The sequence below is a fragment of the Chroococcidiopsis cubana SAG 39.79 genome, from assembly GCF_003991895.1.
GTDB lineage: Bacteria > Cyanobacteriota > Cyanobacteriia > Cyanobacteriales > Chroococcidiopsidaceae > Chroococcidiopsis > Chroococcidiopsis thermalis.
In genome coordinates, this window is the sequence record NZ_RSCK01000012.1 from 119,969 (window position 1) to 131,579 (window position 11,611).

Genomic DNA, 11,611 nt, shown 5'->3' on the forward strand with positions numbered 1-11,611 from the left:
CAACCAATTACCTATTACCTATTACCTTATTACCAAATCCTAACTCTTACCCTGATGAACAGTTTTAACCCATTTCAATCGTTTAGGGCGAACGGACATTCTCGCAGTGATACTGGGCATCACCACTAACCAGTGAAACATATAAATAGTACCGCGCATGGTTTGAAGTAGCAGCATCAACAGCGTTGATAAACGCAGCTTTCCATCTGGATGAAACCGCTTTAGCCCTTGATACATCCACAACATAGACATTGACATGGCTAAACCTGTCAGCGGGCTAAATACAGGCAAACGATTGCGGGCGATCGCCATGAACAAATCGGGAACCTGGGCAGCGGGTAATAAGTACTGAATTAGCAGATACATGAACATGTCAAAGGTTTTTTGAGTTCCCATGCGGTTGCTCAAGATCGGTCGCCAGTAGTCTAAATATCGCTGATAGCCGCCTTCTGCCCAACGATTACGCTGATGCCATAGGGCAAGTGCTGTCGTTACACCTTCTTCCTCCACTGCTGGATAAGGTAGAAACTCAATTTCCCACCGATCTAGGTGCAAGCGGAATGTCAAATCGAGGTCATCGGTGATTGTCTCCTCATTCCAGCCACCGCAGCGCTGCAAAGCTGCACGACGGACGAATTGACCGTTCCCTCGTAGTTCACCCAGTCCGCCAACTGCAAGTCGTTGCTGCTGTACGTAGGCATCCAAAGCCATTTCAGCTTGCTGTCCCAGCGTCCAGAAATTTTCGCTGGCATTGGCGATCGCCTTGCGCACTTGTACGGCTCCTATCTTTTTTTCTGCAAACAGAGGCAGAACTTGTTTGAGTAGGTCGGGAGTCACGCGAGCATCAGCATCAAATACTGCTAAAATCTCACCTTTAGTCAGCGGCAAGACTTGATTTAGCGCTCCTGACTTGCCACCAGTTGCTCCAGTCTGGCGATGCAATACTCTCAAGCAGTCGTATTCCTGCTCCAGTTGTGATAGGATTTTTGGCGTGTTGTCGGTGCTATCATCGTCTATCACCCAAACTTCGTACTTGTCATTTGGATAATCTTGATTGCAAAGTATCTTGACAAGATTGCCGATTACTGCTTCTTCGTTCTTGGCTGCCACAAGCAGAGAAATAAAAGGAGCCGTTGCCAGTGCTTCATCACTAACTAATTCTGCCTGCTGGCGCGGTCGAGCTAAGACTATCCGCAGGGCATGAATCCCAAACAACGTAGTTAGACCAAGTACAAACCATGCTCCCCAAGAAACTAAATGCAGGGCAATAGTACTGCTCCAGATCGTAACTAAAACAACTGCGGCTTTGCGCCTGCGACCTTGGAACAGAGATGGCAGCGACGTTGCTGGCAACGTTTCTACAGATTCTTCTGCATCTGACAGGTCTGACAAGAAAGCGCTCAGTGCGTCTAGTTCGTCATATGAATCATTTTCAGACCATGAATTGGCTGGCATAGGTCACTACTCGATCGAACACCAGTAATTGTTTGCGCCATCAGTGGCTTTGCAGTCTTATTGTATCTGACATTTATACCCATCTCGGCATTTCACCTCTTAGCCCCGACTTCCAACCCATGTCACCCCGCTCTGGATACACCTTACCAGTATTCGCTTGTGCTGCGGCTGTAGCAGCTTTACAGCAGATCAAACACGAGCGATCGCTCGATCGCGTTTCAATCGACTTACTCGAACCACCTGAAATTGTCGAAATTGCGATCGAACAAGTAGCCGAACTCAAGCCAGGGATGGCTTTAGCAGTTACCCGCAGCGATCCTGGGGATAATTTGGACATCACGCGCAATACCCCAATTTGGGCATTGGTAGAATTGGGAGTCGGGGAGAAGAGGGCTGGGGGAGACAAGGGAGACAAGGGAGAGGGGGGAGACAAGGGAGAGGGGGGAGACAAGGGAGACAAGGGAGAGGGGGGAGACAAGGGAGACAAGGGAGACAACACCAACTACCAACTACCAACTACCAACTACCAACTACCAACTACCACGCACCCGCAAAATATCATCATCAACGGTGGCGAAGGAATTGGACGAATTGTAGATACAGGAGATCGACCTGCAATTTACGCCTATGCCCAAAGATTGCTGTACGCCAACTTAGAGCGATCGCTTGCTCCAGGGGAAACAATTCAAGTTACGATTATCCTTCCAGAAGGCAGAAAACTCGCGGAGCGGACTTCTAATTCTGCTTTTGGCGTGGTAGATGGACTCTCTTTGCTGGGGACGACAGGGATCTCTCAACCTTTGAGCGCCCCAGGACAGTTAGATATCTGTCGCGAACAATTACAAACAAAAGCACGACAGTTTGAAAGTTTGGTTTTTTGTGTGGGAGAAAATGGTCTAGACTTAGCACCTCAACTGGGGATCGATCGCGAACGGTTAGTTAAAACCGCAAATTGGCTGGGTTCTCTGCTAGTAGAGGCGGGATTGCAGGGAGTCAAAGAAATTTTGTTGTTCGGCTATCATGGTAAGCTGCTGAAACTCGCAGGTGGGATTTTTCACACGCACCACCACCTGGCTGATGGACGGCGCGAGATCCTCACGGCACACTGCGCCAATTTAGGCTTACCGACAAACGTTCTTCAGGCAATTTTTGCTTGTCCTACAGCGGAAGCCGCGCTGAAATATTTACGGGAATTGGATGTAAGAGAAAACAGCGACTGGGTAAGTCGAGTTTATGAAACGATCGCCTCAGAAATTGATCGACGTTCTCAGGAATATATCTACAATCACAGCGATCGCCAAGTTAGTGTTGGTACAGTTCTGTTTGACCGCGATCGTCAAATTTTAGTCAAAAGCGAAACTGCTACTACCATCCTGGATCACTTGTGTTAACTTAATAAGAATAAACATTTTAAAGATAGCAATAAATACAGTTTTAGTATCCCTCTTTAGATAGGGATATATTTTTTAGATTTGTCATCGAGAGCTTCATCTCTTAGAGCAACCTTTTCTCATCCAGTAGGACTTCCAGCAGTGACAATACAAACAGAAATGCCGCCACAAGATACGTCACTCAGGCGGCTAGCTCGGCAAACGATCGTGATTCTTGACTTCGGCTCTCAATATTCGGAATTGATTGCCCGTCGGATTCGCGAGACTCAAGTTTATTCTGAAGTGATCTCCTATCGCACCAGCGCCGAACAACTGCGCCTACTCAATCCTAAAGGAATTATCCTCTCAGGGGGACCCAATTCCGTGTATGACAAAGGTGCTCCGCAGTGCGATCCCGCAATTTGGCATTTGGGTATCCCTATCCTTGGCGTGTGCTATGGAATGCAGCTGATGGTAAATCAGTTAGGCGGGCAAGTCGTTCGCGCCGAACGGGGAGAATATGGTAAAGCAGCCTTGCGTATAGACGATCCCACGGACTTGCTGACCAACGTAGAAGATGGGACGACCATGTGGATGAGCCACGGGGATTCGTGCGTCAAGCTACCGGAAGGATTTGAAATTCTCGCCCATACAGAAAATACTAGCTGTGCGGCGATCGCCGAACACAATACAAAACTTTACGGCGTGCAGTTCCATCCAGAAGTCGTCCACTCAATCGGTGGTTTAGCATTGATCCGCAATTTTGTCTACCATATTTGCGACTGCGAACCAACTTGGACGACAGCGGCTTTTGTTGAAGAGTCAGTGCGAGAAGTACGGGCGAAAGTCGGTGATAAGCGAGTGTTGTTGGCACTTTCGGGTGGTGTAGATTCTTCTACCCTAGCTTTCTTGTTACATCGGGCGATCGGTGACAAACTGACTTGTGTATTCATCGATCAAGGCTTTATGCGCAAGCACGAACCGGAACGGTTGGTGAAGTTGTTTCGAGAACAGTTTCACATTCCGGTAGAGTATGTTAACGCTAGCGATCGCTTTTTAGCTGCGATCGCGGGTGTTACCGATCCCGAAGAAAAACGCCGTCGGATCGGACATGAATTTATCAGCACGTTTGAAGAAAGTTCCAAGCGTCTCGGACCCTTCGACTACCTCGCGCAAGGGACGCTTTACCCAGACGTGATCGAATCTGCCGATACTAACGTCGATCCCAAAACAGGCGAACGTGTCGCGGTGAAGATCAAGAGCCATCATAACGTCGGTGGTTTACCCAAAGACTTGAGATTCAAACTCGTCGAACCCCTCCGCAAACTCTTCAAAGACGAAGTACGTAAAGTCGGACGGGCGATCGGTTTACCGGAAGAAATTGTTCAGCGCCAGCCATTCCCTGGTCCTGGCTTAGCAATTCGGATTATTGGTGAAGTTACAGCCGAACGGTTGGAAATTCTCCGCGATGCAGATCTGATCGTCCGTCAAGAGATCAATCGGCAGGGTTTATACAATGACGTATGGCAAGCCTTTGCAGTCCTTTTACCAATTCGTAGCGTTGGTGTCATGGGCGATCAGCGTACTTATGCTTACCCAATTGTCCTACGCCTCGTTACTAGCGAAGATGGGATGACAGCGGATTGGGCAAGGGTTCCTTACGATTTGTTGGAATTAATTTCTAATCGGATCGTGAATGAAGTCAAGGGCGTAAATCGCGTCGTCTATGATATTACTTCTAAGCCACCTGGAACCATCGAGTGGGAATAGCAAGAGATTGTGAATATAGAGTTCGATCTCAAAGAAATCTTGACTAGGTTAGAAACCAAAGTTGACAAGATTTCCGAAGATGCTAGCGATATCAAAACCAATCTAGTCAGAGTGGAAGCAGAACTCAAAGGCGAAATTTGGGTTTTGGATGAAAAAATAGACGGTATTGTCAAGTGGGTTGACACCCAGGAATTCATCAACCGAGGAGTGGTAATTGGATTAGTACTGGCAATTTTAGGAGGGTTTGCCAAAATCTTTGGTTTTGTTTCCTAAATCGTACTTGAGTGGGGTGGGCATTGCCCACCCTACTTCTCACTAAGGCTTTGTTTTTTTTGTAACTCAACAGCGAACAGTTGAATCAATTCATCTTGCTGAGTATTGTCTATGTTGGCGAGTTGACGGCTAATAGGCTCAACTAGTTGTAATGGAAGCCCCCAAAGCTGTAGCAATGCAGTAAAAGTATAGTAGTGTTGATTATTAAATGCCATGACTTTTGTAGTTTTTTAGAGTCAGTAACGTGGTATAAATTATAACGTTGATATTTGCTGACTGCAAGTAAGTACTAGCCCTTACTTTTTGACTTTTAGCTTTTGACTTTTGACTTTTGCTCTACCAACTGACTCACATAGCGATCGCCCCAATCGCGCATCATCAGTAAAATTGGTTCTAAACTGCGACCGAATTCGGTTAAAGAATATTCTACTTTCGGTGGCACTTCAGCATAAACGGTACGCTTAACCACACCATCTTTTTCTAATTCGCGTAACTGCAAAGTCAACATTCTTTGAGTGCAGCCTTGTACTAGACGCTGGAGTTCGTTGAATCGCTTCGTTCCCTCCATTAAATGAAATAGGATCACGCCTTTCCATCGACCACCAATCACATCTAATGTTGCTTCTACAGAGCAACTGTAGCGGTAATCGTATTGTCTGCTTTGCATAGAATGCCTCGGATAGGATAATTTTTGATACTACTGCACAAGTTTGATACTACTTCACAAAATTGTGCGTACTTGTCAATTTTTAAATTAGCCTAGAAACTCAAAGTATAGTTTTTGAAGTGCAGCTATTTAAACGAAGTGCAATTAGAAGTAAAGTCGCACTTTCATTTCAGCTTGCTGTTAGTTATTTGTCGCGTTTTAACCAATGATTGAGGTCGTCTCGATCTACAATTTTGTGCTGTCTGTCAACTAATTGGAAACATTTATGAAAGCATACGAAATTCAAAACGATAAGCCAGGTTTGGATGCTTTAACTTTAGTAGAACGCCCGCAACCGCAACCCAAAGCTAAACAAGTTTTGGTAAAAATGAAAACTGCATCCCTCAATTACCGAGATTTACTAGTTGCAAAAGGAGCTTACGATCCCAAATCTCTCAAAGTAATAGTGCCGCTTTCTGATGGTGCGGGGGAAGTTGTCGCTGTGGGAGAAGGTGTGACGCGAGTGAAGGTAGGCGATCGCGTTGCAGGCATTTTCATGCAAACATTTATATCGGGAGAATTAACAGCAGAAAAAGCCAACTCTGCTCTTGGTGGTGCGATCGATGGTGTATTAGCAGAGTACGTTGTCTTTGACGAACAGGGAGTTGTCAAAATTCCCGCACACCTATCTTATGAAGAAGCTGCAACTTTACCTTGTGCTGCTGTTACAGCTTGGAATGCAATGATAGTAGAGGGACAACTTAAAGCAGGTGATACGGTGCTGCTACAAGGAACAGGTGGCGTATCGCTGTTTGGCTTGCAATTCGCAAAAATGATGGGCGCACGAGTTATTCTAACTAGCAGTAGCGATGACAAATTAGACCGTGCTATCCAGCTAGGCGCAGATGTAGGAATTAATTACAAAACTACGTCCGACTGGGATGAAAAAGTTGAGAAATTGACCGATGGTAGAGGTGTAGATCTAGTTGTAGAAGTTGGGGGATCGGGAACGCTGTCAAAATCCCTTCGTGCCGTGCGCTATGGCGGTAAGGTAGCGATGATTGGCGTGCTTACAGGTATTGCAGGAGATGTCAGCACTGGTTCAATCCTGTTCAAACATATCCGAGTCCAAGGTATTTATGTAGGCTCTCGCGATTTATTTGAAGACATGAATCGGAGTATTAAGCTGCATCAAATGAAACCGATTATAGATCGGGTCTTTCCATTCCACGAAGCCAGAGCAGCACTAGCCTACCTCGAAAGCGGCGCACACTTCGGCAAAGTCTGTATAAGCCTGTGAGAATCAAACGGATCCTAGAGGACTCGAACCTCTGACTTACCGATTAGAAATCGGTTGTTCTATCCACTGAACTAAGGATCCAGAAACTAAGTCAAGGTAGAACATTGCTACCCTAACAAAAAGTAAGCTGCACTTACATTAGAAGTGAGCTTACATATCCTATCAAAAAATTGGTCGATTGTGGATGACTATCCAAAAGTCGAGCTATTCCAGCCCCACATGTAACCTTTCGCGTCATTAAATTCAATGTAGATGCGATTTTTGTCTACACCCAGCGCCTGGTTAATCTGCTGGCAAAAGTCTTGACTCATTGCCTTAGTTTGCTCTGGCTTCATTGCTCCAACGCTTTTTACTTCTACATAGCAAACTGGATCTAACGTTCCAGCAAAAGTCATCGGTACACCAGGTTCAAACGCTGTCATTACGTATGATTCTGGTTTACCTGTATGTTTTGCCAACATGGAAGATAGGCTTTTCAGCAACGCTTCCACGTCAGATTCAGCAGGAGTCGCGATCGAAGTTTGGACTTTAATTAATGGCATAGTTAGTAAGTGACTAGTGGCTGGTGGCTGGTGACTAGAATAGCTTCCTTGTCTCCCTTGTCTCCCTTGTCCTCTTTCTAGCCTCCATATTGCCAGCCAGTTGTCTCCAAGCGCAGCGCGTCTCCTTCACGGTGAACGCCAGCAGCGATGACTTCGCCAACATAAACTGTATGGTCGCCTTTTTCCACCGCGCCAACAACTTGACACTCGACATAGCCTAAAGAGTCAGTCAAGATCGGACACCCCGTTTCACCGAGATAAAACTCAATATCGTCGAATTTGTTGCCTACTCGTCGTTGGGGTTGAAAGAATTTTTGGGCAATGTCTTTTTGTTCGGCATCGAGAAAACTGATAGCAAATACCCCACTGGTTTTAATCATTTCGTGGGATTTGGAGTCTTGTTTGACACAATTGACTATTAAAGGTGGTTTGAAAGAAGCTTGCATGATCCAGCTAGCAGTGAAGCCATTCACGTCTTCTCCATCTTTCACACCACATACATAAAGTCCGTGCGGAATCTTCCGCAACATGGTTTTCTTGGCTTGTTCGTCTAGCAAGGCGCGTTCCCCTCAGTTATTTTTACTTCACTAAGTAAATCTTATCGAACCGCAGGGGACAGTTATCAGTGTACAGACGTTACATGTAACGTCCGTACAAAGTTATCACTTATCAGTGACCGTAATTATGGATTGAGTTTTTGCTGAGGGCGAAACAGGTGGGTATGTTCGGGATGGTAGAGGCGAGATCTTGCCGTGACTTCTCCTAGTGCAGGACTGATAACGTAAAGAGTAGTACGAATTAGGTTTTCTTTGTGAGTAGTCTCCGCCATTTTGTCAAGGGTGGTGACACAAATTCTTTCGTCTTCCCAACCCAAGCGAAAACAAATTGCTACGGGAGTTTCTGACGGGTAGTGTGCCAATAATTGGCTTTGTGCCGATTCTACATGACGGGCGGCGAGGTAGAGGCAAAGACTAGCTTGATGGGCGGCGAGGGATGACAATTCTTCTCTTTCTGGAACTTGCGTGCGTCCGCTAATGCGACAAAGAATAATTGTTTGTACGAGTCCGGGGACGGTTAATTCAACGTTGAGTTTGGCAGCAGCAGCTTGAAAGGCACTGATCCCAGGAATGACTTCAAACGGAATTTCAGCGGCAGCGAGGGCTTGTATTTGTTCGTGGATGGCGCTGTAGAGACTCGGATCTCCAGATTGCAGGCGGATCACAGATTTATGCGATCGCACTCTTGCCACCATCACGGGTAGAATATCCTCTAAAGTTTTATTTGCCGTATGGATAATTTCTGCTTCTGGACGGCACATTTTTAAGATTTGTCGCGGTACGAGGGAGTCGGCATAAAGAATGACATCTCCCTGCATTAAAAGCTTTTGGGCTTTAACGGTCAAAAGTTCTGGATCGCCTGGTCCTGCCCCTACAATGTATACTCCTGGGGCGAGGGTAGGAATTGATGTGCGATTTAACTCGATAGTAGATTCAGAAGTATTAGACATAGGCGATCGAGAGCTGCTTGTAATCGCAGATTTAAGATTTTCTCCAAATTTTCACATTCTTTTCCGAAGTCGAGTCACTTCACGATGAAGATACCTATTGGTAGATGCTGCATCATAAGTAAGACCTAAATTCAGCCCTTAGGGCTTTTTTTTCTTAAGATTCAGCGCTTGGAGACTTCTATCCTTGGTTCTGGTGCTGTAACTGGAGGCGCAACATCTGGTAATGAACGACGATAAATATATAACCAAGCAAGCCCTAATAACCCGATGCCAACTCCTACTAGACTCACCATTTGAGCCATCCGCAACGGTCCTAGCATTAAACTATCGGTACGCAATCCTTCAATCCAAAAGCGCCCTAAGCTATAAGCTACCATGTAGGTTAAAAATAGCGTGCCAGTCTTCAAACGCAATCCTTGTAAGCTGCGGAAAAACAAATACATTAAGAGCCCGAATACCATTAAATTCCATAACGATTCGTAGAGAAACGTAGGATGAAAGTATTCAAAATTTCCGTATCCAGGCGGACGGTTGCTAGGAGGAATATAGAGTTTCCAAGGTAAATTTGTAGGGCTACCAAAGGCTTCAGAATTGAAAAAATTTCCCCACCGTCCGATCGCCTGTCCTAAAATCAGCGAAGGAGCAATCAGATCGGCTACTTGCCAAAAAGAAATCTTGCGTAACCGACAAAAGATTAAAGTTGCGATAACTCCACCTATGATTGCACCATGAATGGCAATTCCACCCTCCCAGATCGCAAAGATCTTACCTGGATTGTTAGCATAGTTCGACCACTCAAATAATACATAGTACAAGCGGGCAGCAGGGATCGCTCCCACGACTAACCAAATCGCTACATCGCCAATAATATCGGGGTTAACGTGACGGCGTTTAGCCAAATATTGCGATAGAGTAACTCCAATTAATACAGCCGAGGCAATCAGCAGACCATACCATCGGAGTGTCAAAGGACCAATTTGTACCAGAATTGGTCCAGGAGAAGCAAATTGCCATGCCAAAGGCAAATCGGGAATCGCAGGTAGCATTGGGATTATATGTTTGAGGGTGTTTTGCCTGTGCAACAGCACAGGCTACGGAATTTATCTTACATCTAGTTAGTCAACACCCAATTTACCAGAGTTCTTACGCCAAAACCGGTTGCTCCAGCGTTGTTATAGCCATTTTCCTTGTCCGTCCAGACAGGACCAGCTACATCCAAATGCACCCAAGGAGTTTCTTTAACAAATTGTTTGAGAAATAGGGCAGCGGTAATCGAACCACCAGCACGGGGACCCGTATTCTTCATATCGGCAATCCCAGACTTCAAACCCTCAAAATATTTTTCTTCCATAGGTAGCCGCCAAAACTTTTCGCCTGCAATCTCAGCAGCAGCTTGGATTTCATGAGCTAAAGCATCGTGGGGAGTAAATAATCCCGCGATCTCATCTCCCAAGGCGACAATGCAAGCACCAGTTAAAGTAGCTAAGTCAACGATCGCATCTACGCCTAATTTTTCAGCAAACACCAGCGCATCTGCTAAAGTCAACCGTCCTTCAGCATCGGTGTTATTCACTTCAATCGTCTTGCCATTTGAGGCTTTGAGGATATCGCCAGGGTGCATGGCACGACCGCTGATCATGTTCTCAGTAGCAGCGCTGATAAAATGCACTTCTACATCGGGCTTCAGTTGCGCGATCGCTTTAGCTGCCCCTAGAGTCGCCGCAGCACCACCCATATCCATTTTCATCGTTTCAATCCCGCTGCCAGCGCCCTTAATATTCAAGCCGCCAGAATCGAAGGTTAAGCCCTTACCAATAATCGCCAGCTTGCGCTTAGGCGTACCATCGGGTTTGTAGGTCAAGTGGATGAATTTGGGAGGCAACTCCGAAGCTTGGGCAACACCTAAAAACGCGCCCATACCTAACTTTTCACAATCTTCCCGTTCGAGAATTTCAACCGCCAATCCGTGTTCGGAGGCGATCGCCTGTGCTGTTTCTGCCATTGTGACTGGTGTTACGGCATTAGCTGGAGCAGCCACCAATTCCCGCGCCAAAATTACACCCGAAGCAATCTGGCTGGCACGGGTAACAGCATCATCTTGACTGCCCAACCCTAGTAAGTCAACTCGCTCTACAGTTGGCGGTTTCTCTTCTGGTTCTGACTTAAACCGATTATCTTGAAATAAAGCCAGTTGAATTCCCTCAGCCAAAGCTTGAGCCGTTGCAGTCGGATCGTTATTCCACGCTGGCAAGCTAATTCCTAAAGTTTTACACCGTTCCTTTTTCGCTAACCGCGCCACTGCCGCAGCTGCTTTACGCCAGCTATCTATTTTTAGTCCATCTGGCTTACCCAGTCCTACCAATATGACTTTGCGGACGGCGCTACCACCGCTAACCCGCGTCACCGCCGTACTACCTTCTTTCGCCTTAAACTCCGTATCTGCGATTAGTTCCGCGATCGCCCCAGCAAATTTTCCGTCCAGCTCTGCCAGTTCGCCTGTCAATTCTACAGCATCCTCAAATAAACCAAGGGCAAGAGCATCTCCAGCCCAGTCTAGAAGTGGTGTATCAATCGCTCGAATTTCCATTACTCTGCGTTCCGCTTTTTAGCTTCTTGTTCCAGTATTGCGTAAAAAAGGGAGTAGGGAGCAGGGAAGAAAGACAAGGGGGACAAGGGGGACAAGGGGGAACTCGCTCTTCCCCGCGACCGAAGGGAGTGGGGATTAGGGGGCGAAGGGGGACAAGGAAG

At 46.4% G+C, this 11,611-nt stretch carries 12 protein-coding genes and 1 tRNA gene; 4 read left to right on the forward strand and 9 right to left on the reverse strand.

What is annotated here, in order from left to right:
• Positions 1-39: 39 nt before the first annotated feature.
• On the reverse strand, positions 40-1,455 hold the full coding sequence (locus tag DSM107010_RS10735) for a glycosyltransferase family 2 protein (RefSeq protein WP_106169652.1): 1,416 nt from the start codon (positions 1,453-1,455) through the stop codon (positions 40-42).
• 119 nt (positions 1,456-1,574) lie between these two features.
• On the opposite strand from DSM107010_RS10735, the gene cbiD reads away from it, so the two are divergent.
• The 3 genes from cbiD (at position 1,575) to DSM107010_RS10750 (ending at position 4,868) form a co-directional block, all read left to right on the forward strand.
• Positions 1,575-2,846, forward strand: coding sequence for a cobalt-precorrin-5B (C(1))-methyltransferase CbiD (gene cbiD / locus DSM107010_RS10740; protein ID WP_127022929.1), 1,272 nt, complete (start codon positions 1,575-1,577; stop codon positions 2,844-2,846).
• Between the two features lie 159 nt (positions 2,847-3,005).
• On the forward strand, positions 3,006-4,595 hold the full coding sequence (gene guaA, locus DSM107010_RS10745; protein WP_041462616.1) for a glutamine-hydrolyzing GMP synthase: 1,590 nt from the start codon (positions 3,006-3,008) through the stop codon (positions 4,593-4,595).
• A 9-nt stretch (positions 4,596-4,604) separates the two neighbouring features.
• Positions 4,605-4,868, forward strand: a complete 264-nt coding sequence (locus DSM107010_RS10750; protein ID WP_015156814.1) for a hypothetical protein — start codon at positions 4,605-4,607, stop codon at positions 4,866-4,868.
• A gap of 32 nt (positions 4,869-4,900) precedes the next feature.
• Here DSM107010_RS10750 and DSM107010_RS10755 read toward each other — a convergent pair whose 3' ends face one another.
• Both DSM107010_RS10755 and DSM107010_RS10760 read right to left on the reverse strand, forming a co-directional pair.
• Entirely contained in the window at positions 4,901-5,083 is a 183-nt protein-coding gene (locus DSM107010_RS10755) for a hypothetical protein (protein ID WP_106168508.1), read from the reverse strand.
• A gap of 95 nt (positions 5,084-5,178) precedes the next feature.
• Complete coding sequence (locus DSM107010_RS10760) at positions 5,179-5,535, reverse strand: winged helix-turn-helix transcriptional regulator (protein WP_015156816.1); 357 nt, start codon at positions 5,533-5,535, stop codon at positions 5,179-5,181.
• Positions 5,536-5,800: 265 nt separating this feature from the next.
• Between DSM107010_RS10760 and DSM107010_RS10765 the strand changes: the two genes are divergently transcribed.
• On the forward strand, positions 5,801-6,814 hold the full coding sequence (locus DSM107010_RS10765; protein WP_106168507.1) for a zinc-dependent alcohol dehydrogenase family protein: 1,014 nt from the start codon (positions 5,801-5,803) through the stop codon (positions 6,812-6,814).
• Between the two features lie 8 nt (positions 6,815-6,822).
• On the opposite strand, the gene DSM107010_RS10770 is transcribed toward DSM107010_RS10765, so the two are convergent.
• The 6 genes from DSM107010_RS10770 to DSM107010_RS10795 all read right to left on the reverse strand — a co-directional run bounded on the left by DSM107010_RS10770 (position 6,823) and on the right by DSM107010_RS10795 (position 11,450).
• Positions 6,823-6,895, reverse strand: a tRNA-Arg gene (locus DSM107010_RS10770).
• Positions 6,896-7,002: 107 nt separating this feature from the next.
• Entirely contained in the window at positions 7,003-7,356 is a 354-nt protein-coding gene (locus tag DSM107010_RS10775) for a phenylpyruvate tautomerase MIF-related protein (protein WP_015156818.1), read from the reverse strand.
• A 77-nt stretch (positions 7,357-7,433) separates the two neighbouring features.
• Positions 7,434-7,913 carry a flavin reductase family protein gene (locus DSM107010_RS10780; RefSeq protein ID WP_015156819.1) on the reverse strand — a complete coding sequence of 160 codons (480 nt, stop codon included), beginning with the start codon at positions 7,911-7,913 and terminating at the stop codon, positions 7,434-7,436.
• 125 nt (positions 7,914-8,038) lie between these two features.
• Positions 8,039-8,863, reverse strand: a complete 825-nt coding sequence (gene cobM, locus DSM107010_RS10785) for a precorrin-4 C(11)-methyltransferase (RefSeq protein ID WP_199755479.1) — start codon at positions 8,861-8,863, stop codon at positions 8,039-8,041.
• Positions 8,864-9,024: 161 nt separating this feature from the next.
• Positions 9,025-9,909, reverse strand: a complete 885-nt coding sequence (gene lgt, locus DSM107010_RS10790) for a prolipoprotein diacylglyceryl transferase (RefSeq protein WP_015156821.1) — start codon at positions 9,907-9,909, stop codon at positions 9,025-9,027.
• 65 nt (positions 9,910-9,974) lie between these two features.
• On the reverse strand, positions 9,975-11,450 hold the full coding sequence (locus DSM107010_RS10795) for a leucyl aminopeptidase (protein ID WP_015156822.1): 1,476 nt from the start codon (positions 11,448-11,450) through the stop codon (positions 9,975-9,977).
• Positions 11,451-11,611 lie beyond the last annotated feature (161 nt).

Coding starts and splice junctions, on each gene's coding strand:
- DSM107010_RS10735 (WP_106169652.1), bottom strand. CDS start 1,455: ATGCCAGCCAATTCATGGTCTGAAAATGATTCATATGACGAACTAGAC.
- cbiD (WP_127022929.1), top strand. CDS start 1,575: ATGTCACCCCGCTCTGGATACACCTTACCAGTATTCGCTTGTGCTGCG.
- guaA (WP_041462616.1), top strand. CDS start 3,006: ATGCCGCCACAAGATACGTCACTCAGGCGGCTAGCTCGGCAAACGATC.
- DSM107010_RS10755 (WP_106168508.1), bottom strand. CDS start 5,083: ATGGCATTTAATAATCAACACTACTATACTTTTACTGCATTGCTACAG.
- DSM107010_RS10760 (WP_015156816.1), bottom strand. CDS start 5,535: ATGCAAAGCAGACAATACGATTACCGCTACAGTTGCTCTGTAGAAGCA.
- DSM107010_RS10765 (WP_106168507.1), top strand. CDS start 5,801: ATGAAAGCATACGAAATTCAAAACGATAAGCCAGGTTTGGATGCTTTA.
- DSM107010_RS10775 (WP_015156818.1), bottom strand. CDS start 7,356: ATGCCATTAATTAAAGTCCAAACTTCGATCGCGACTCCTGCTGAATCT.
- cobM (WP_199755479.1), bottom strand. CDS start 8,863: ATGTCTAATACTTCTGAATCTACTATCGAGTTAAATCGCACATCAATT.
- lgt (WP_015156821.1), bottom strand. CDS start 9,909: ATGCTACCTGCGATTCCCGATTTGCCTTTGGCATGGCAATTTGCTTCT.
- DSM107010_RS10795 (WP_015156822.1), bottom strand. CDS start 11,450: ATGGAAATTCGAGCGATTGATACACCACTTCTAGACTGGGCTGGAGAT.